The organism is Marinobacter sp. ANT_B65, from assembly GCF_002407605.1.
In the GTDB taxonomy this organism is placed as follows: domain Bacteria; phylum Pseudomonadota; class Gammaproteobacteria; order Pseudomonadales; family Oleiphilaceae; genus Marinobacter.
The window spans coordinates 1,724,462-1,744,848 of record NZ_NXGV01000001.1 but is presented as its reverse complement, the minus strand read 5'-3'; the positions used below and the strand labels follow the sequence as shown (position 1 = coordinate 1,744,848).

The 20,387-nt window shown below is 52.7% G+C and carries 19 protein-coding genes; 9 read left to right on the top strand and 10 right to left on the bottom strand.

The features are described 5' to 3' along the window. The first annotated feature begins 21 nt into the window (after nt 1-21). Genes gspI through gorA form a run of 7 tightly spaced genes read left to right on the top strand, consistent with a single transcriptional unit; the run spans nt 22 to nt 6,106 of the window. Entirely contained in the window at nt 22-396 is a 375-nt protein-coding gene (gene gspI, locus CPA50_RS08105; protein WP_096781891.1) for a type II secretion system minor pseudopilin GspI, read from the top strand. Beyond that, complete coding sequence (gene gspJ / locus CPA50_RS08100) at nt 393-1,142, top strand: type II secretion system minor pseudopilin GspJ (RefSeq protein WP_096781890.1); 750 nt, start codon at nt 393-395, stop codon at nt 1,140-1,142. Before gspI ends, gspJ begins: the two co-directional genes overlap by 4 nt. Before the next feature lie 6 nt (nt 1,143-1,148). After that, nucleotides 1,149-2,159, top strand: a complete 1,011-nt coding sequence (gene gspK, locus CPA50_RS08095; RefSeq protein WP_096781889.1) for a type II secretion system minor pseudopilin GspK — start codon at nt 1,149-1,151, stop codon at nt 2,157-2,159. Between the two features lie 2 nt (nt 2,160-2,161). Further along, on the top strand, nt 2,162-3,466 hold the full coding sequence (gene gspL, locus CPA50_RS08090; protein WP_096781888.1) for a type II secretion system protein GspL: 1,305 nt from the start codon (nt 2,162-2,164) through the stop codon (nt 3,464-3,466). 4 nt (nt 3,467-3,470) lie between these two features. Beyond that, nucleotides 3,471-4,001, top strand: coding sequence for a type II secretion system protein GspM (gene gspM / locus CPA50_RS08085; protein ID WP_096781887.1), 531 nt, complete (start codon nt 3,471-3,473; stop codon nt 3,999-4,001). Nucleotides 4,002-4,055: 54 nt separating this feature from the next. Continuing rightward, complete coding sequence (locus CPA50_RS08080; RefSeq protein WP_096781886.1) at nt 4,056-4,718, top strand: GNAT family N-acetyltransferase; 663 nt, start codon at nt 4,056-4,058, stop codon at nt 4,716-4,718. A gap of 26 nt (nt 4,719-4,744) precedes the next feature. Then, entirely contained in the window at nt 4,745-6,106 is a 1,362-nt protein-coding gene (gene gorA, locus CPA50_RS08075) for a glutathione-disulfide reductase (protein ID WP_096781885.1), read from the top strand. Between the two features lie 25 nt (nt 6,107-6,131). On the opposite strand, the gene CPA50_RS08070 is transcribed toward gorA, so the two are convergent. From CPA50_RS08070 to CPA50_RS08060, 3 genes are read right to left on the bottom strand one after another with little or no spacing between them, the layout of a single operon-like run. Beyond that, nucleotides 6,132-8,084, bottom strand: coding sequence for an ATP-binding protein (locus CPA50_RS08070; protein ID WP_096781884.1), 1,953 nt, complete (start codon nt 8,082-8,084; stop codon nt 6,132-6,134). Next, entirely contained in the window at nt 8,077-9,048 is a 972-nt protein-coding gene (locus CPA50_RS08065) for an ABC transporter substrate-binding protein (protein ID WP_227519532.1), read from the bottom strand. The genes CPA50_RS08070 and CPA50_RS08065 overlap by 8 nt, the downstream gene beginning before the upstream one ends. A 35-nt stretch (nt 9,049-9,083) precedes the next feature. Continuing rightward, nucleotides 9,084-11,264, bottom strand: a complete 2,181-nt coding sequence (locus tag CPA50_RS08060) for a TonB-dependent receptor plug domain-containing protein (protein ID WP_096781883.1) — start codon at nt 11,262-11,264, stop codon at nt 9,084-9,086. Between the two features lie 128 nt (nt 11,265-11,392). Between CPA50_RS08060 and CPA50_RS08055 the strand changes: the two genes are divergently transcribed. Continuing rightward, entirely contained in the window at nt 11,393-12,013 is a 621-nt protein-coding gene (locus CPA50_RS08055) for a molecular chaperone DnaJ (RefSeq protein ID WP_096781882.1), read from the top strand. Nucleotides 12,014-12,023: 10 nt separating this feature from the next. On the opposite strand, the gene CPA50_RS08050 is transcribed toward CPA50_RS08055, so the two are convergent. From CPA50_RS08050 to CPA50_RS08025, 6 genes are all read right to left on the bottom strand, one after another. Continuing rightward, a complete protein-coding gene (locus tag CPA50_RS08050) occupies nt 12,024-13,025 on the bottom strand; it encodes a bile acid:sodium symporter family protein (RefSeq protein WP_096781881.1) in 1,002 nt (333 codons plus the stop codon). Nucleotides 13,026-13,027: 2 nt separating this feature from the next. Beyond that, nucleotides 13,028-13,705 (bottom strand): FadR/GntR family transcriptional regulator, encoded by a 678-nt coding sequence (locus CPA50_RS08045; RefSeq protein WP_096781880.1) that lies wholly within the window; start codon nt 13,703-13,705, stop codon nt 13,028-13,030. A 66-nt stretch (nt 13,706-13,771) separates the two neighbouring features. Further along, complete coding sequence (locus CPA50_RS08040; protein WP_096781879.1) at nt 13,772-15,253, bottom strand: flavin-containing monooxygenase; 1,482 nt, start codon at nt 15,251-15,253, stop codon at nt 13,772-13,774. A gap of 149 nt (nt 15,254-15,402) precedes the next feature. After that, nucleotides 15,403-15,675 carry a YebG family protein gene (locus CPA50_RS08035; protein WP_096781878.1) on the bottom strand — a complete coding sequence of 91 codons (273 nt, stop codon included), beginning with the start codon at nt 15,673-15,675 and terminating at the stop codon, nt 15,403-15,405. Between the two features lie 126 nt (nt 15,676-15,801). Then, complete coding sequence (locus CPA50_RS08030; protein WP_096781877.1) at nt 15,802-16,770, bottom strand: beta-ketoacyl-ACP synthase III; 969 nt, start codon at nt 16,768-16,770, stop codon at nt 15,802-15,804. A 162-nt stretch (nt 16,771-16,932) separates the two neighbouring features. After that, nucleotides 16,933-17,898 carry an ABC transporter substrate-binding protein gene (locus tag CPA50_RS08025; protein ID WP_096781876.1) on the bottom strand — a complete coding sequence of 322 codons (966 nt, stop codon included), beginning with the start codon at nt 17,896-17,898 and terminating at the stop codon, nt 16,933-16,935. A 208-nt stretch (nt 17,899-18,106) separates the two neighbouring features. Here CPA50_RS08025 and CPA50_RS08020 point away from each other — a divergent pair, with 208 nt between their 5' ends. Beyond that, a complete protein-coding gene (locus CPA50_RS08020) occupies nt 18,107-19,168 on the top strand; it encodes an NAD(P)H-dependent flavin oxidoreductase (RefSeq protein ID WP_096781875.1) in 1,062 nt (353 codons plus the stop codon). A 10-nt stretch (nt 19,169-19,178) separates the two neighbouring features. Here CPA50_RS08020 and CPA50_RS08015 read toward each other — a convergent pair whose 3' ends face one another. Next, nucleotides 19,179-20,384 (bottom strand): esterase/lipase family protein, encoded by a 1,206-nt coding sequence (locus CPA50_RS08015; protein ID WP_096781874.1) that lies wholly within the window; start codon nt 20,382-20,384, stop codon nt 19,179-19,181. Nucleotides 20,385-20,387: the final 3 nt, after the last annotated feature.

Sequence of the window (20,387 nt, the reverse complement as noted above, 5' to 3'; positions counted from 1 at the left end):
CCAGCTGGCCCGGCAAAACCCATGGGGTCTGCAAAGGGCTTTACGCTTATTGAAGTGATGGTTGCCCTGCTGGTGTTCGGGCTGATCGCCACCGCTGCTGCAGAGGTGGGTAGCCAGTATATTTCCAGCTATGAACGAATCCGTGACAAAACCCTCGCGAGCTGGCTGGCCGACAATCGTATAAATGAAATCCGGCTGGATGAAAACCTGCCCGCTATTTCCGAGAATTCCAAAGACACTGACTATGGGCCGTATCGTTGGGAGGTGACGACAAAGGTGCTGGCCACAGCCGAGTCAAAAATGCGGCGTGTGGAGGTCAGCGTTGGTCGTTACCGTGATGGCTCGTCCAAATCCTACCCGGTGCATACGCTTTCCGCCTTTGTGGGTGAGAAATGAGCGGAATAAGGGATGGAAGGGGGTTTACGCTTCTTGAGGTGCTGGTTGCCATCACCATCACTGCTGTTATCGGTATTGGCGTGTGGCAGGTATTAAACGGTGTGATTCTGTCCCGGGACCGGGTGGATGAGCTGGCCGAAGAATTTGATGGCCTGCAGCGGGCAATGCTCCTTCTGGAACGGGATATGACCCAGATAGTGAACCGGCCGGGCCGGAACATCTATGGGGATTTTGAGCCGGCATTGACCAGCCGTGAGGATGATTTTGCCCTGATGCTGACGCGACAGGGATGGCGCAATCCTCTGGGTATACGCCGAAGCAGTTTGCAGAGGGTCGGTTGGGAATACACTGGCAGTGAACTCCGGCGCCGTTATTGGCCAACTCTCGATCAGGGGCAGGAAGACAACAGCCGGGATCTGTTGCTGCTTGAAAACGTCACCTCTTTTGACCTCCGCTTTCTCAACGAACAGGACAGCTGGGAGACAGACTGGCCTTCGGATGAGGCTATGTCAGGGCTGAGCCCTGGAAGCCGGCCGGACATACCTCTTCCCCGGGGTATAGAGGTAACGCTGAATCACGAACTCTTTGGTGAGATTGTAAGGACGTTTGTTCTGCCGGATTTCAGTTCCTCGGGTGCTCAGGGCCTGGTGAATCAACTGAACGAAGCCAGTAGTACGGATGAAGACGAAGATGACAGCACAGCCGATCCGGAAACTGGTGAAGAAACAACAGGGGAGGAAGGCTAAAGCGTTATGACTCTCTCCGCCTTTGATTCATGCCCAAAGAAACAGCAGGGTGTTGCGCTGATAATGGTACTGCTCGCAATGGCTCTTGTGGTTATGCTGGCCGCAGGAATGACCCAGCAGCAGAATATCCGGGTGTTCAAAGCAGGGCACTACCTTGCACAGCAACAGGGCCAGAGCATTGCTGTGGGGGCAGAAGCCTTCGCCCGTCAGATTCTGGTACGGGATTTTGAAGAGGATAAAGAAGACAACCAGCTGGTCGACAGTCTTGATGAATTCTGGGCGGTGAATGCGGCTATTTTACCTCTGGATGATAACGGTGTTGCTGAAGTACAGATCGATGATCTTGGAGGGCGGATCAACCTCAACGATCTTGTCGCTACCAACGGTCAGGTTGATCCGTTAACCAAAGATCGTGTTTCCCGCCTGTTGATTGCCTTGGGAATTACCGGTATTTCCGTGGATGCTCTGGTGGACTGGATTGATCCGGACGATGAGACAATCAGCGCCTATGGCGCTGAAGACGGCCAGTACCTGATGGCCGACCCCGGGTTTCGTGCGGCAAACCAGCCTTTTGTCAGTGTGTCGGAGCTCCGGCTGATTGAAGGTATGACCGAAGAAATCTATGTGGCACTCCGGCCCCATGTGGCAACATTGCCGGTCACCGGTGTTGGTATTAATGTGAACACAGCAACAGCCGAAGTGTTGATGTCTCTGCACGAAGAGCTGACGACAGCTCAGGTGGAGTCTATTCTTGAAGGGCGTGAGGAAGAACGGTTCGAGAGTCTTCAGGATTTTCTTGCGCTTCCGGAGTTCGCAGGACTGGGGCTGAAGTCCGCCGGGTTAGGTCTGCAAACCCGTTTTTTTGAAGTTGTTTCACGGATTACCTATGACAACCGTGTAGTAAATATGGTGAGCACGGTTTTCCGCGATCAGGAAGGTAATGTCCGGACGGTTCACAGGGATACCGGACAGAAGAATCGCATTACCAAAGAGCCCTATACCATTTCGGAAGGATAATCATGTCTTATCGCCTTTATGTGCGACCACTGCCACCCAATGCGGGGAACGGAGAAGACTCCGACGCCTGTTTGTTCAATTGGGTGCTTTACGACGCCAGCGGTGACGCCCAGGCACAGGGTACCGGCGATCTTCGCAGTACGATAGAACAGACACTAAGCCAGAACGGTCTGGAAGACGTTCTGCTGGTTGGCCTCATCCCGGGCGACGAGGCCTTGTTCTGTGTGGCCGATATCCCTGCGAAACAAAGCCGTTTCGTCAATCAGGCATTGCCCTATGCGGTTGAAGAACAAATCGCACAGGATATAGAGAGTGTTCATCTGGCACTCGGCCTGCACACTCAGGAAGGCTACCGTGTGGCTGCGATTGACCGTGACAGAATGGCTCAATGGCTCGAACTGTTTAACGGCTGGTCACATAGCAGGCTGGAAGCTATCTATCCCGATGCAGCCTTGCTTCCGGTAACGGAAGGTGGATGGTCTGTCTGTCTGGCCGGTGAATCCGCGATGATGGCAAGCGATCGCGGTGAATGGCTGAGCATGCAATCTGCCAATCTGGGAATGTTTGCTCACACACTTGCGGCGCCTTCGCCTGAAGATGTTGTGACTGAAGTGCCTGTTGTGGTTTACGGTACGGAATCGGAATTTGATGAGCAACAGGCTCTGCTTGGGGAGCTGATGGCGCCAGGGCTGCTTTCTGTCCGGCGAGAGGGGTTGGAGTTAATGCCACTGGAGCTACTGGCTCACGCTCATCACAATCATCTTTGTCGCCCGATCAACCTGTGTCAGCGTGAATTCTCGGTTAAAGACGGCAAGGCAAGCCCTCTGAAGCCCTGGAAGCCACTGATTGCAGTTGCCGCGGTATGGTTCGTGGTGCAGGTTGCAGTAGAGGCCGGAATGGGCTTTTATTATCAGCAGCAGGCAGACGACCTGAGGCAGCAGGCAATGGCTGTTTACCGCGAGTCATTCCCGGGCGACCGCAGAACCCATGCCGGCAACGTAAGGCGTGTGGTTGAAGGGCAGTTGCGTACCGCCGGTTCTGGTGGCCCCGACATGGATTTTGTTACGCTCATGAAATACACCGGCCAGCAATACTCAAAGGTAGCGAGTACCGGTTCAGTGACGTTCAACTCCATTAATTACAGCCAGTCTCGCGGAGAGCTGGTTGTGGATGTGCGTGCCGAAACATACGATCGCCTGAGCGCTTTGCGCAACGGTCTGACCGGTCAGGGTCTGGATGCCAAAATCGGCTCTGTGGTAAATGAATCCAGCGGTGCCCGTGGCCGCCTGACGGTATCCGGAGGCTAAGGCAATGTTGACGAAACTGAAAGAACAGCCATCAATTGGCAAACTGATTGCGCAGTATGACCAGCTCCCCAGGCGCGATCAGCAGGCACTTACGGTGCTGGTTATTGCCGTGTTTCTCGGGGTTCTCTATTTTGCGGTCTGGAGTCCGGTCACTCGTTTTCACGATGAAGCCGTGGCGAGTAAAGAAAATGCCTCGGAACTTTTAGCCTGGATGCAATCCAATGAGCCGGTTATCCGGAGCCTGGGTGGCAATGGAGCAGGGGCTGCAGCATCATCTGCTGATGTCCCGGCGGATGGCAGGGCACTGATGGGCCTTGTAACCAGGTCTGCAAGGGAGGCCGGCCTTACCCTGCAGCGCTTCGAGCCAAGTGGTGAGGACGCAATCCGGGTCTGGCTGGAAGCTGTTCCTTATCCGGAGGTTGCAGCCTGGCTGGAAATGCTTAATGGTAAGCATGGTGTGGTTATTGATCAGGCAGCTCTGGATGGTACGGGAGAACCTGGTCAGGTTTCTGTTCGCCTGACCTTGGCGATCTGATTCCGAATATCTGGGTTCCGGGGTAGCCGCCCTGGACAGAGGCAGGGGAAAAGCATGAATAACGACAATAAGAACAAACCTGAATCGGTTATTGTACGGTTGGATATCAGTGCTTTGAATGAAGCCAGATCGATCCTGTACGATGCCTACCGCAACGAGCCAACGTTTCAGTACCTGTTCAACCATCGCAAGCCTGGTTACAACCAGCGTGTCCGGGCCACGTTGCGGGAGTTGGTGGACCTCTATTTTGAACTTGAACAAGAAGCAATCGGCGTCATGGCTGGCGACACACTGGTTGCTGTCGCATTCATCGGCGATCCGGACCTGCGCCTGAACCTGGCAGACCAGCTCAGCTGGAGAATCCGTATGGTGCTGACGGCCGGTTTTGCTTCTACCCGCCGCTATCTGGATTACCACGAGAAATTACGCGCTATGTTGCCCCAGCCACTCACGCACCAGTTGCCACTGATGGGGGTTAATCCGAAATACCAGAATCGTGGCTATGGCCGGTTGATGCTCAATGCTGTTCAGCGGCTGTGTGCAGACAATCCCCGCGGAATTGGGCTGGTTCTGGATACTGGTAACAGCCGCTATCTGCCTTTTTACGAATCGGAAGGCTTTCGCAGCCTTGGGAAGATCCGGCTCGGTGGTTTCGAAGACCATGTATTGTTTCGTGAAATCCACCCGGAAGCCAAGGCTACGGCTAATCAAAACTAACGTTGTTACAAGCAACAGGAGAGACTGTGTCTGAGAGCCAGGATTATGATCTGATTGTTATTGGTGCCGGTTCCGGTGGTGTGCGTCTGGCCCGTATGTCGGCTGGGCGCGGTGCTCGCGTAGCTGTGGTTGAATCCCGCTACCTCGGCGGAACCTGTGTGAATGTTGGCTGTGTGCCCAAAAAACTTTTTGTCTATGGGGCTCATGTCAGGGACGATCTTGAAGATGCAGCGGGTTATGGCTGGAATGTACCCATGGATGGTGTCAGCTTTGACTGGCCGACGCTGGTAGCCAATAAAAATACCGAGATAGAAAGGCTGAATGGCATATATGGGAATATGCTTGAGAGTGCCGGTGTTACGGTTATAGAGGGCACTGCGTCTATAAAGGACCCCAATACGGTTGTCGTTGGTGGTCAGGAATACACAACAGCTCATATCACCGTAGCCACGGGGAGCTGGCCTGTTGTTCCAGATGTTCCCGGGAAGGAATGCATTCTCACATCGAACGAAATGTTTTATCTGCCTCAGCTGCCCAAAACGGCAGTCGTCTGGGGTGGCGGGTATATCGCCGTGGAGTTCGCTGGAATTCTGTCTGGCCTGGGCGTAGAGACCACGCTACTTTACCGGGGCGACCTGTTTCTCCGTGGTTTCGACCATGATGTCCGGCGGTTTCTTGAGCAGGAAATGCGCAAAAAAGGTATCCGGCTTGAGTTTGGCGTGACTATTGAGTCGGTAGAAGCTGAAAATACCCACTTCCGGATCAGCCTCAGTAATGGAGAGACCAGGGAAACCGGGCTCGTAATGGCTGCAACGGGCAGAAGGGCGCTGGTAGACGGGTTGGGGCTGACTGAACTTGGCATTGAACTTAATGCTTCCGGGCATGTGGTTGTGGATGACCATTTCCAGACGTCAGTGCCCTCGGTAACTGCTTTGGGCGATGTAATCGGAACGCCACAGCTGACACCAGTGGCAATCGCGCAGGCGATGGTGCTTTCCCGCAGGCTGTTCGGGGACGGAGAGGGTGAGATGGATTACACGGCTATTCCAACTGCTGTTTTCTGCCAGCCCAATATCGGTACAGTGGGTCTTACGGAAGAGCAGGCGCGTGAGAAAGGGCACTCTGTGAAAATCTACCGCTCTGAGTTCCGGCCCATGAAGTATGTACTCAGTGGCCGTGACGAACGCTGCCTGATGAAGCTTGTGGTTGATGGTGCAACAGATCGTGTGCTCGGAGCGCATATGGTAGGGCCAGATGCCGGCGAAATCACTCAGGGGCTGGCCGTGGCCATAAAAGCAGGAGCAACCAAAGCTCAGTTCGACTCTACCATGGGCATTCACCCGACATCTGCGGAAGAGTTTGTCACCATGCGTGAGCCTGTCGCCTGATTGAAGCTGGAGCCCAGGGACGGGCTCAGCTCTCCTCCAGTTTTACCCAGCGAGCTATTACCTCCCGCAGGTTATCTTTTCGAACAGGCTTGGACAGGTAGTCGTCCATGCCACACTCAAGGCAATTGTTCTGAGTCCCGGGTAATACGTCCGCAGTGAGGGCTATGACCGGGGTTCTGCCCTGGCCGTTGCTGCCTTCCCAATCACGGATAAGGCGCGTTGTTTCATAGCCGTCCATTACCGGCATCTGACAATCCATCAGGATTACGTCATAACCTTGATGGTTGGTACGGACTTTATCCAGAGCTTCCTTGCCGTTGGTAACGGCTTCGGTTTGAAACCCGAGACGGTTTAGCAATGCCACAGCAACTCGCTGATTTACCGGGTTGTCTTCCACAACCAGAGCTTGAACAGAGAGAGATGATCCAGCTTCGCCTGGTGTTTCAGGCTTCTCCGTGGCTTCTGTTGGAGCTGCAATATCTAAGGGCAATTCGAAACGAAACGACGAGCCTTTGCCCGGATCTGTGTCAACCTGTATGTGTCCGCCCAGAAGTTCAACCAGCCGCTGTACCAGAGACAGACCCATGCCTGCGCCACCAAAACTCCTGGTGTCGCCGGCATCCAGTTGCTCAAACGAACTGAAGATATCCGGCAGGCTGTCATGGGCTATACCTCGCCCTGAATCATTAACGGAGCAGTTGAAGATGATACATTCGTCTTCCACGCTGAAAAAACCTGCCTTGACGTTCACAAAACCCTCGGCTGTGAATTTGATGGCGTTGTCGAGCAGGTAGGCAAGAATCTGCCGGAGCCTGGGGGCGTCCCCTTTTGCAAGAGCTTCTTCCGGCCAGTCACCATAGAAATCAAGCGTCAAGACCAGTCCCTGTAATTCAGCGATATGGCGGAATGATGCAACACAGTTGGTGACCAGGGCCCGTAAATCGAAAGCTCTCTGCTCCAGGACGACGGTGTCTTTGCCCATGCGGGAGTAGTCAAGAATATCGCTTATGACTGTCAGCAGATCTTCAGTGGATTGGCGGGCAGTTTGTAAATAGTCTTTCTGCCTGGGGCTGAGCGTTTCCTCCTGAGCCAGATCGATCATCCCGAGCACGCCATTGAGTGGTGTTCGCAGCTCATGACTCATGGTGGCCAGGAACTTGGATTTTGTATTGTTTGCGCTCTCGGCCTTTTCCCGGGCATGTTCTGAGGCGGCCAGTGTCTGCACCTGCGATGTCTGCAGGGCACTGAGATGTTCTGCCAGTTCGTTGAGCTGCTGCTCAATGGCGATAACATCCCGGGAGTTGCCTCGTATGTTTACTGTCGCGACCCGGTAGTCCCGCTCAATCAGACGACTGACACGTCCAGAGACTTTATGGATAGGCGAAAGAATTGCGTTCAGCGAGTACTTTATAACCAGAATGGTAAACAGCAGTACGGAAAGCCCGACAGCAGCTGATGTCCAGAGTATGTCCTGGCGCCGAGCTTCCAGGAGCCGGTTGCTCACTCCTACCTGTACAGTGCCGACGCGCAGCGCGCCTGACCCGAATCCGTGTTCAGGTTCGAACCACTGTGTGTCCTTATTGGTTTCAAATGCCAATGGCTTCTGAAGAATCTCAGCGGTGTAAACCTTGAGCTCTCCCGGCACTTCAAGAGCGCTGGTATCGCTTTGTGCCGCCAGTCCGATCTGCTCCCCGGTGACGTCGGTTACGCGAATCCAGTCGGCTTTGCTGTACTTGATTGACTGGGTGAGTATTTCTTCCAGTGCCAGGGTATTGCCTGATACAACTGCGTATTCGAGAGATGGCGCCAGGCTGTCCGCGAGTAGCTGATTGCTGTCTGCCAGATCGCGACGCGCATCATCAAAGCGCGCAGATGTAAAAAAGCCGATAAGAGCTACAAACATTACAGTGGCTGGCAGTGCTCCCAAAAACAGTAGCTTGCGGGAAAGTGGAGTGCCGGCAATATTGTGTTTATTCATCGCCTTGCCCTCCTTTGTTTTCTATCAGAGATTGAACGGATTTAACGATCTGCTCCTTTGATCCAAGCGGAATATTGAGGGATCGGGCGACTTGCTGGTTAATCTCAACCTTGAAGTCGGCGGGATAATCCGGTCCTGGAAACTGTCCGGTCTCAAAGAACTCGTGCAAATAATCAGCGGCCATCTCAGTCATGGCGGGGAAGGGGGCATAGCCTGATGCAAGGGCTCCGGCCTTGACATAAGCCTGACTTGGGCCGATGACGATACGGTTTCTGCGATATGCGGTCAGAAGGATGTGTTTTATCGTTCTGGGGTTGTATATAGCGCTGTCTGGGGCAGCCAGCAGGAAATCGCCATAACTCAGTGCACGGATGAGCGTCGGGATGAGTTGTTTGTCATCTTTCACAATGAAGAGCCGGGCCTCGAGTCCGTATTGCGGAAGCTGATCAATGAGGAGGTCGTATAGCTCGGCAGAACTTGTGGTTGCCAGCAGTGCGATCCGGGTAGCCTGGGGAAGAATGGCTTTGCCGATTAATGCTTGCCGGAGCAACGGAACGTCGTAATAAACTCCGGAAATCCGTCCTGATGACCGGTTTGCAAAACCGTTCAGAAAATCCTGTCCTGTCAGCATGGCAAGCACAGCGGCTTTTCGGTTTACCTGACGAATACGGGAAAAGGCACCGGGGCCTATAGTTACAATGGGCTCATTTTTAATGGTGGCAGCTTGTTTGTCTGAAACAAGAATCAGGTCCCGCTGGCTGCCCAGATTTTGTTTAAGAAGGTTCTGTATGTGCTTGTCTAGAGTGACATTTCCTGAGCCGGCAAGGTATACAGGCAAATGATCAGTATCCCGCGCTTGCGCAGGCGATGTACCGACAAGTATTGCCGCTACTATCAGCATGTGCAGAGCTTGATGGATTCTGGCAGTAGCCAGTTTCCAAAACAAAACGGTGTTTTCTGTCATACCATCCCGGGCCAGACGAATTCCCTGATTAAAGGTCAGAAGCGGATACCTGCTTCCAGAAAGAGCTGATTCTGATCCTCGATATTATGATCCGGACTCATATCCGGATCTGTATTCATGTAGTGCTGCATAGTTACCGACAACTCCGCAGTGTACCTGGGCAGAATAATCGATTTTGTCAGACGTAGGTCGAGGCGTTCAAACTGTGATTCCTTGAGCTGATCGGCCCAGTAATAAGCGGCGGAACCTTTCAGGCTGTACGGCAGGTTCTGGATCAGGACCAGACTCCCGGAGTGTCTTGCCGATAAACGGCTCAGAAGGCCAACCTTGTATTCTTTTTCAGCGCTGTTGACCTCTGGATCGCTGGAGATTTCATCGCCGCTATACCAGTCGTCCTGATCAAGGTAGCCGTAACTGACCCTTACGGTCGTTCCGGGATATTCAAGCGCGGCTTCCACTTCAAAGCCTTTCTGGTCGAGATCCACATTGTTGTCAATTGTCCAGTTATCAAATCCGATGACGCCGCTTATCATATCCTGCATTTTGTCCCGGAATACTCTCACTTCCAGCGAGAATTGCCCGTAGTCCATGGGGAACAGTCCGAAATAGCTGATTTCCCGGGAGATGATTTGTTCTTCTGAAATATCCTTACCCGCGGTGACAAGGGTTTCGTCTTGCCAGGCTGCTGCACTCTCTACCCGGTAGCCTTCGAAGGCGGAGTATTGTGATGGACTGACATTCTTCAGTGTAAAACCGAAGTCGGGATTTTGCTCAAAACTGTCCGGGGTGCGCACAGCCTTTGAATAGACGAATCTGAGCGCGTGGTTGTTACCCAGAATGAAGTTTGCCGCAACGCGTGGCGAGAAATAGCCTTCATTTGTGGTTGTTGTCCGCTCCCAGTTACCACCGCCGTTCAGAGTGAGCCAACGGATTGGCGTGTACTCCAGGTTACCGAATACACGGGACTGGTAGCTGTTTCCGCGACCATTGAAGAGCGTCTCGGAACGGTATGTGTCTTTTCGGTAGCCCAGCCCGGTCACAAGCTTCAGGTCATCATTGAATAACAGCGTATCCTGAAGCTCGAATTCCAGCCTCGAGTCTTCCGAATCGTAGTTCAGAGTACCGGTCAGAGGGGTTCCTCCTGGCTGGAAACACGCATCAGATAAGGGGGAACCACTGGCCAGGCAGCCGATAACCGATTCGGGGATCGCTATGGGCCAGCGTTGTCTGCGGTTGTAGTTCTCAAAGCTGACCTGAGCGTGAAAAAAATGGGTTTCTGAAGCAGTAAAGTTAAGTTGTGTCTGAAGGTAGTAATCCCGGACCTGGATATCCGGATGATCGGTGGCGAAGAGTTCTCCATCCTTCAGGATATCCTCTTCATTGAGGCCATCGACTACCCCGGCACGAATGTCGGCGCTGAGCCCGGAGTTTACTTTCAGCCGGGAGTCATAGTTAATAATGTTGATATCATGGCCGTCATGGATAGGCGCAGGTGTAACCTTGTCCAGCTGGTAGTCAAAACCGTCAAACTTTCGCTTTTCATAACTCAGCCGCCAGTCATAGTTTTCGCTGATATCTCCAGCGGAAGCAAAAGCACGCATGTAGTTTCGGGAGCCACGAACAATGCGCACCTCCTTGCCAGACGTGTCGGCGGGACTACGGGTGATGATGTTGATGGTTCCCAGGAAGGCATTGATGCCATAGGCTGCGGAGTTCGGCCCCCGGCTTACTTCTATTCGCTCAATGAGCTCCATAGGTACCGGCATGGTTTGCCAGTCCATGTCTGAGAGTGTGGTTCTGTGGGCTGTACGCCCATCAACCAGAACCTGCATTCGCCGTTGTTCGTAGTGCACGGTGCCATGATAGGTGACGACCGGTGTACTGCTGCCGACATTGCCTACAACCATGCCCGGAACGAGCCGGAATATTTCCGCCAGGCTCATAATGCCCAGATCCCGGATCATCTCGCCAGTGATAACCGTTGTTGTTCCTGGAACTCTTGTTTTAGGCTGGCGCAACCGGGTGGTTGTCAGCACTTCTGGAATTTCGTCATTAAAACCGTAGAACCCGATATCTTCAGGCTCGTCTGAGCCTGCCGGAGTATCGGCCGAAGCGGGGGTTGACAGCGATACGCCCACAAGGCCTGTCGCTATGAAACTGAAGGCGCAGATAGCGGAACGCCTCAGGCTGTGATCTGTCAAATTCGTAACGGACATGGGTGTCGTTCTATAATCCCAGGGAAATCAGCGAATTTATATTTTTATGATTTTGCTATCGTATTTGAGTACGCGCCATTTGTCTCTCAAAAATGTAATGAACCAAAAAGGGTGGGAGTAAACCGGATATGAATTGCTGGGAAATTCTTGGAATTGAGCCTACTCGTGATCGCCAAAGAGTTCAGGATGCCTACGAAAACCAGCTTCGTTTTGCATCGGATGATGAAGCTGTCCAGCTCAAAGAAGCATTCCGGGAAGCTGTTGGCGAGGCGCCGACAGAAACTTCTCCTGTCGTATCAGAGCCAGGTTCAGAAGAGCGAGAGCTTGATGCCTCGGAGAGACAGGTCGCCCGCGAGGTAACAATCCAGGTAAAGGCGCTTCTGAACGATTCCGGCAGAAGTCAGGATGCTGGCATATGGAAAGCTATTCTGTGCGAGCCTCCAGCCGACCAACTCCCCCTGCGACGGGAAATTGGCCGGCAGCTGGAGCCGCAGCTTCGGCCAATGGCCGAAAATGGAACCTTTCCGGGACCGGTTGTGCGTTTTCTGGGAGAGTGGTTTGAGTGGTATGACTTTCAGGGTGAAGCGGCTCAGGAAGATGAACGCCGCTACCCGGAGCCGGATATGGAAGGGGAGGGGACAGATACCGAGTCCCCGCAGATGGTTAACTTCTGGCCAGCTGTTGTTGGGTGGATTATCGGGCTTGTGATACTCGCTACTATTTTTGGCGGTATGGGCGGGGGCGGCTGACGCCCCGAACTCACTCTGTTTCAGTTTGTCTTGATTTGGATTCAGCGATCTTGTCACGATATTTCTGCGCCAGAATGGCGCCGAGAATGACCTGAACCTGGTTGTAACACATGATCGGTAAAACGATCATGCCAAAACCTGGGTGTCCGGAAAAAAGCACTTTAGCCATAGGGAGCCCGGAAGCCAGGCTTTTTTTGGAACCGCAGAAAACAACAGCTGCTTCATCTTCCAGGCTGAACCCGAATCGCCGCACCAGAAATCTCGCGAAGAACATAAACAGAGCCAGAAGTCCGATGCAGATCAGTATCGTGAGAATAACTGCTTTTACAGGCAGGTTCTGCCAGAGACCACTTTCTACAGAATGTGAGAAGGCGGAATACACGATCAGCCAGATAACGCACTTATCATATCGGGCCATCAGGCTTTCGTTGCGTGCCAGGTAGCCTCCCAGAACGGGGCGCATTGCATGGCCGACTGCAAACGGTAACAACAATTGTAAAACGATATCTTTCAGCGCTTCGCCTACTGCAAAATCTCCGCTACCAGCTGAACTCACGAGCAATAACAGCAGGAAAGGTGTCAGCATCATGCCGAACACATTGGATGCAGCAGCACTGCAGATAGCTGCGGGTACATTGCCCCGGGCCATGGCTGTATAGGCAATTGATGAAGAGACGGCAGATGGCAATACCCCCAGGTACAGAAACCCAAGCCCCAGGTCTGCCGGCATCCACGTTGGTGCGAAACTACTCATGCCGTTGATGGGGAGTACGGCCAGCGGGAAAAAGACAAATGTGAGCGTCGTGATCAGTATGTGCAATCGCCAGTGTGATGCACCTGCAACAATCTGCTCCCGTGATAGCGCGGCACCATGAAAGAAGAAGAGCAGGGCAACGGCTATAGTACCTGCGGATGCCAGCAGGCTTCCGGCAGAGCCTGTAGCCGGTAGAAATGACGCCAGAACTATTGCCCCAATCAATAGAACGGTAAACGTATCTGGTCTGAACTTCATGGTCAGGAGCCTCTCTTCCGAAGGGCCTTGAGGCTGGGTGCGAGGAGTTCACGGGCAAGCTTTTCAGCCTTCACCGAATCCTGACGACGGACAGCGGCCAAAAGGAGTTCATGATCTTCCTGCGATGGCTCCGGCAAGTCCGCATCCTGTTCGGTTCGCTCAATCGTCTGTGTGATGGCGTGGGAAAAATAATCGTAAAGCTCCGCCAGTGCAGAATTGTGGGATGCAGCCACAAGTGCATGGTGAAATGCTTCGTCGTGATGAATGCGGGCTGCAAGGTCGGCATCGGCTTTGCCTCTTGCATCCAGGGCCAGAGTCATATGGCGGAGATCCTGTTCAGTGCGTCGTTGCGCTGCCAGCTTTGCGGCTTCCGTTTCAAGCATGATCCGGACTTCCAGCTGATCTGTGAGCTGGGTCCGGGCGATGCGTTTTAGAGTTTCTCCTGCGTCGCGCATTGCTCTTACATAAGTGCCGTCTCCCTGTCGGGTTTCCAGCATTCCAACATGGGCCAGCACTCGCACCGCTTCTCGTACAGTGTTCCTGCTCACGCCGAGGGCATCGGAGAGCTCCGATTCAATGGGTAGTTTGTCGCCCACCGACCATTGCTCTGTTTCTATGGCGTGCCTCAGGCTTTCTATTGCAGTTTCTACCAGCGAGCCTTTCTGGATTCTTTTGAGCATTGACCTATCATCCGTTTATCTGATCATCCAATCATCCTATGAATGTCGGGAGGATGCAAATGGGTGTTACTCCCTGGGATAGAGAAACTGATAGTCTGCCGTATCCACACTGCGGGTTGAAAACCGGTAGGAAAACGTAAACCCGGGCCAGTTCAGTGTGTTTTTTCCATTGGCATCGAGGTACCAGGAGGAACAGCCAGAACTCCATACACTACCTTCAAGCCCGTTCTGAATAACACTTGAGTAGCGTTCAAGCCGGTCTTTGCGCACATCCATGGCCGAACCCGGATACTTCTGCAGGGCTGTCAGGCAGCTGAGCACATACCGGAATTGGGATTCCAGCATATAGAGGATCGAGTTGTGAGCCAGGTTGGTATTTGGTCCATACAGCATAAACAGGTTCGGGAAACCCGATACCGTAATGCCCTTGAACGCAACCGCTCCATCCTTCCAGGCTTCGTTCAGCGTTAATCCACTACGCCCGGTTACGCGGATGGGTGACAGAAACTCCGAGGCACGAAATCCGGTGCCAAAAATGATGGCATCAACTGGGTAATGTTTACCAGAGCGCGTTTGAACACCTGTACTGACAATCTTCTCTATAGGGCTGGTAACCAGATCAACGTTTGAGCGGTTAATGGCCGGGTACCAGTCATTGGAAATCAGAATCCGCTTACAGCCAATCTGATAGTCCGGGATTATGTGTTTGATTTTCTCCGGATCAGTAACATGTCTGCGGGCTTCTGATCTGGCCTGTCTGGCGAAGATACTGAGCAGGCCGCTGAAACGGGTAAAAGCGAGCCCCCGGCTTTCATTTTTCCAGTAGATCAGATTTCGGTAAAGCCGGTCCCAGGCGGGAATGGCCTTGAAAAGGGACTGCTCCCATTTTTTGAAGGGCCTGTCTGGTTTTGGAAGAACCCAGGCAGCTGAGCGTTGAAACAGAGCGAGGGACTCTGCCTTGCCCGCAATTTCAGGCACAAACTGGATAGCGCTTGCTCCGGTTCCAATAACCGCAACCCGCTTGTCCTTCAGATCGTATTCATGGTTCCAGCGGGCAGAATGAAAACAGGTTCCCTTGAAGTCGTCCATTCCTTCGATATCAGGCATGGCCGGTTGGTTCAATTGCCCGGTTGCTGTAATGACAACCTGTGCTTCCAGAGTTTCACTGGTGGTTAATGTCAGTGCCCAGTTGTTGTGCCTGGAATCAAACACAGCTTCGGCGACTTCGCAGTTGAAGCGGATCTGTTCAGCCAGATCGTATTTTTCAACACAGTGCTCCATATAGCCGAGGAGTTCGTGTTGCAGCCCGAATTTTCGGGACCAGTTGTGTTTTGGTTCGAAAGAATAGGAGTAAAAATGTGATTGCACGTCACAGGCTGCGCCGGGGTATGTATTGTCCCGCCAGGTACCACCAACGCGGCCGGCTTTTTCCAGTAAGGTGACATCCATGAAACCAGCTTTTTTTAGCTGGATTGCCATGCCCAAACCACCAAATCCTGTTCCGATAATGATGATCGAAGGCCGCGCAGTGATATTATGCCGTGCCATATCTGATAGTCCGGTCGTTGTTATTTTTATGACGACTTGTTCAGTATACGTATCCGGTGGCACCGGAGGCATGGCCATTTATACCAGAGTTACTGGCCTGAATGGTTAACTGGAGTGGTTTGACAGCAGCGTATGGAAAACTGCCCGGGTTATTCCTGGGCAGTGTTCAGAAGTTCCGGCTTTTTCATGGCCCTCTGAAAGAGGTCTTTGTCTTCGGCGATGGCCATAGCGCATTTTTCGGCCATATCATCGCCCAGACCTTCCACCTTCCTGGTCAGGAAAACCTGAATTTCTTCCGCCAGCTCCAGTATTTTGTCTCTGGCATCGGCGTCTGCTTTTGATGTGAAAAGCATGGTCTCAGGATTTTTTAATGCCATATCCAGGCCGTCCCTATCGGAAAAATAGACTGCTTGTACCGCCATGGTCATTCCTCGCAGTGAATGTCTGCTTTACTGTATAAAAACACAGTGTAGCTGACTGTCATGGAGAAATACACCCAACAGCGGTAAAAGCAATCAGTCCGCAGGGTAGCGGAAGGACCTTCGATGTCAGTAGCGCAGCAGTGCAGAACCCCAGGTGAAGCCGCCACCAAAGGCTTCCAGCATCACCACATCATTCCTCTTGATTCGCCCGTCCCGCACAGCTACATCGAGCGCCAGAGGAATCGACGCAGCAGAAGTGTTGCCATGTTTGTTCACAGTAACGACCACCTGGTTCATCGACATGCTCAGTTTTTTCGCAGTGGCCGAGATAATACGAAGGTTTGCCTGGTGGGGTACCAGCCAGTCGATATCAGACTTTTGCATCTGGTTGGCTGCCAGGGTCTCGTCCACAATCTTGCCAAGCGTATTGACGGCAACCTTGAAGACTTCATTACCTTTCATTTCCACAAATGCGCGCCCGGCCTTTAACTGGTCGTATCCGTCGGCAATACCGCAGGGAACATGCAGGAGTTCTTCATACTGGCCATCCGCATGGATATGCGTCGAGAGAATTCCTGTTTCCTCATGAGCTTCTAGGATTACTGCACCTGCACCATCACCAAAAAGTACGCAGGTGCCACGGTCTTCCCAGTTGATGATGCGGGAAAACACTTCAGCGCCTATCACCAGTGCCTTTTTACTGGCACCGGTCTTTATGAACTTGTCCGCTACCGAGAGTGCATAGACAAAGCCGCTGCAGACGGCCTGTATATCGAAAGCCGGGCATCCGTGGATGCCCAGTCGTGCCTGCAGAATGCATGCGGAGCTCGGAAAAATCTTGTCCGGGGTAGAGGTGGCGAAAATGATCAGATCTATATCGTTGGCATCGATGCCAGCCGCCTCTATGGCCTTGAGAGCGGCCTGTTCCGCAAGGTCTACGGTTGTCTGGCCTTCAATGGCAATATGCCGTTGCTCGATACCCGTACGCTCACGAATCCAGTTGTCCGTGGTATCAACCATCTTTTCGAGGTCTTTGTTTGTAACAACATTCTCTGGCAGGTAAGAGCCAGTACCGGCAATGCGTGCAAAGGTCATTCGCAAAATCCTAGGTGTTTCCGATTGGGGAGCGCAGCGCACTGAATGCGTTTAACGCGCTCCTTGGCTTTCGGCCATGCTATACCTCTGAACCTTTGTCTGTAATTAGCTGTTTGTCAAAGACCCCTATGAAAATTATGAGGCGGCTTATCTTTCAGGGCGCTAGTCGACAAAGCTCGACTGGCTGGAAATCAATGATGAAAGTGATATGTTCCAGTGCTTCATGCCGCTTCTGCTATAGACGTAGTGGCCGCTAAGAGATTTGACCTGTGGTACACGGTCGGGCTTTATGCCGTTGAGGACTAAAGATGCAAGGCGGGCCCCCGTAAGGCCTTCCTGGTAAGCCGAAACCGTAAACCCGCCCACACCCTGCTGAGGCCCGATAGAAATATCCCAGAATGAAAATATCGGAATCCGTGAACTGTGGTAGGCCTGATTGATCAGCTGGTCTGGTAATACATAGTTACTCTCGCTGTCCCGAATAGTATGGTGAGTACCTACGATGATGGCGTCATATTGCGTGTGCGCATTCTCAACGGCGCTGAGCCAGGTGTCTTTGTCATTTGTCAGCAGGATATCGAGTTCGGAACCATGAAGCTTTGCCTGGCGGGCGTCTCCGAAGTAATCGTTTACGGCATTGCGCATGGTAATTGAATCATCCATCAGAATCAGAAAGCGTTCATTACTCGGGAGAACTTTCCGTAGATGGCGGACGCTTTGTGCAAAAAACGGACGCTCAAGAACGCCTGTAACCAACGGGTGTTCAAGGGCAGGGTGTTGAACCGGGGTGCCATTCACGCCGAAAAACACAACCGGAATTTCCTGGTCGACCAGGTGCTGTGCCATCAATGAAAATGCATTGTCATCGCCTAAAATGGCAATGTCCGGCTTGATTTCTGCTACTGATTTCTTGATGAGGGCGACTTGCTGTGGCCACTCTGATTGGGTTAAGCGCTTTGTGTCCAGTTCAAGGAATGTGACGTCGTGTTTGTCTCCCAATACAGATTTAATGGCAACAATATAATCACTATCCCACTTGTATTCAGCGTGATAGCTCTGGATGACGACTACGGTCTTGCTGAAACACAACGGACTTACGAGTAGTAAGGCTAGAATGAGCAGACGCATGTACTGACCCTTATTTATTTTTTGTTTGAATGCTGATCGGGCTGATAGCCTGGAAATGTGTATGCAAAAAGTACACCGCTTTGTTAGCATGTTGTTTTATATGATTTTATTGTATTCTTTCTGCTTGATGTGTCTGGATTTGCATACACTGTTGTTTGGTTTTCCGGACACTGCATAGTTGTTACTCATTGATGAGCAGGAAATATCCATGAATCCGCGTGAAAAATTTCTGAATCGGCTAGGTATCCGGCATCCAATTGTTCAGGCACCGATGGCCGGTGTAGCCACGCCTCAACTGGCTGCAGCCGTTACTGATTCTGGCGGGCTTGGATCATTGGGGATTGGTGCGAGCTCAACCGTTCAGGCACGGGAAATGATTGAGCAGACCCAGGCTCTTACTTCCGGGCCGATTAATGTAAATGTGTTCTGTCATCAGCCGGCCCATCGTGATGTGGACATAGAAACTGCCTGGCTGGAACATCTGGCCCCCTTGTTTGCCGAAGCGGGTACAGAGTTGCCGGATTCGCTGAGCGAAATCTATACCTCATTTACTGAAGACGGCCATACCCTGAAAATGCTGCTCGAATTGAAGCCGGCAGTTGTCAGCTTTCACTTTGGTCTCCCGTCGGCTGAATACCTGGAGGCATTCAAAAAAGCCGGTATCTGCACTATGGCAACGGCTACGAGCCCTTCTGAAGCAGCGAAAATTGAAAAGGCCGGAATTGATGTCATCGTCGCCCAGGGTATCGAAGCAGGCGGCCATAGAGGCATGTTCAACCCCGATGCAACCGATGAGTGCCTGAGTACCTCGGTGCTGGTGCGGCTGCTTGCCAGTCAGACATCTCTGCCTATTGTTGCCGCCGGTGGGATTATGGATGGTTACGCAATGAATGCCGCACTGAAAGCGGGTGCTACTGCTGTTCAGCTGGGAACTGCTTTTATATTGTGCCCGGAGTCATCCGCGAATCAGGCATACCGCGAGGCTCTCAAAAGCGATAGAGCTGCAGAAACACGGTTAACAAAAGTGCTTTCGGGACGCCCGGCCCGAGGGATGGTCAACCGGCTGATCTCGTTCGGTGAGGCGGAAAACAGCCCGCGGCCAGCCGACTATCCTGTTGCCTATGATGCGACCAAGCGTCTCAATGCTGCCGCTTCAAAGCGCGGCAACCACGAATTTGCTGCACAGTGGGCCGGGCAGGGTGCCCCTCTGGCACGGGAGCTGCCGGCGTCAGAGCTGATGGCGCTGATTCTGAAGGAAAGTCAGGACTAAAAGCTGGTGTTCAGGACAGCCACTCCAGTATCTGATCGTGCACCACTTTGTTGTCGAGCAGGTCGAGATGATTGAGTTTGTTGAACACGCGGCAGTCTCCCGGGCTTATGGGCAGACTTCGTGATACATCAGAATGATGCCCTTTGGCGCTATCCAGCCGGACCAGAAGGTCTCCCAGCATGGTGCTGGGAAAATCCGACACACTATTGCCGATAACCGCGGCCAGGAAATAGTGCCGGGTCCCATCCAGTAATGGAACCGGGATACGGTGGTCCGGGTGGAAGTCGTCCTGATCTATGCCTTTCCAGTCGTCATCCAGCAGGTTTCCATGCCGCAGATCCTTGATGCCTGCGCTGGTGTGCTGCCCCAGTGCAAAAGGGCTGGCGTAGCGGAATTTGTTCATAATAAATGTCACCAGATTTCCGGCTTTGGCGAGCGCTGCGCCGTGGTGGGGTGAGCCAAGATACAGGGCGCTTTTCAATAGCCCGGTCCAGGGCAGACTGAGCTCAGTGGCATGCCAGCAGGCACTGCGGATAACCAGCCCGCCCATGCTATGCCCAATCAGGACCAACTCTTCAACCTGCACCGGCCAGGCATCAACCAGATCCTGAAGTTGTTGCGCTAACTCTTTGCCATTGTTAGAAATATGTCTTCCGCTATTGTAGTAGAGATACAAAGGAGTAAAACCACGTGCGCGCTGAAGCTCCTCGCCCAGGTTCTCCTTGCTGCCGCCTTTCCAGTACTCATGTGAGAGACATAGCCCGTGAATCAATACAACAATGCGTGGACTGATATCTGGAATCCTGGTGCCCGTATTTTCCTGGTTCAGCTGTAGTTTCTCGCCGTGACTGTTCCGGAAATGCATTTGGATGGCCAGAGGGTTGTTACTGGCTTCAAGGTGATCCCCACACACACCGTTCAATGCAGCTATGATTTTCACGCTTTGTGTGGAACTTGAGGGTTCTTCCTGCGCTGAGAATTCATCAAGTGACCGGTGCAGTCCATGCTGCAGCAGGGATGTGGTCGACTGAATGATCTGGTAGGTGCGACGACCCTGGCGTTCCTCGGAAGGTATACCTGCGATGTCGCGCAGTCGGTTGAGCGGGTTTACCTCTCTTGCAATAGTGTGATGCATCCTTTCGACAATCTGGGTAACCCCGCTGGTAACATCAAGGAGTAGTTGAGCTGAGCCTTGTAACAATCTGATAGATAACATTTT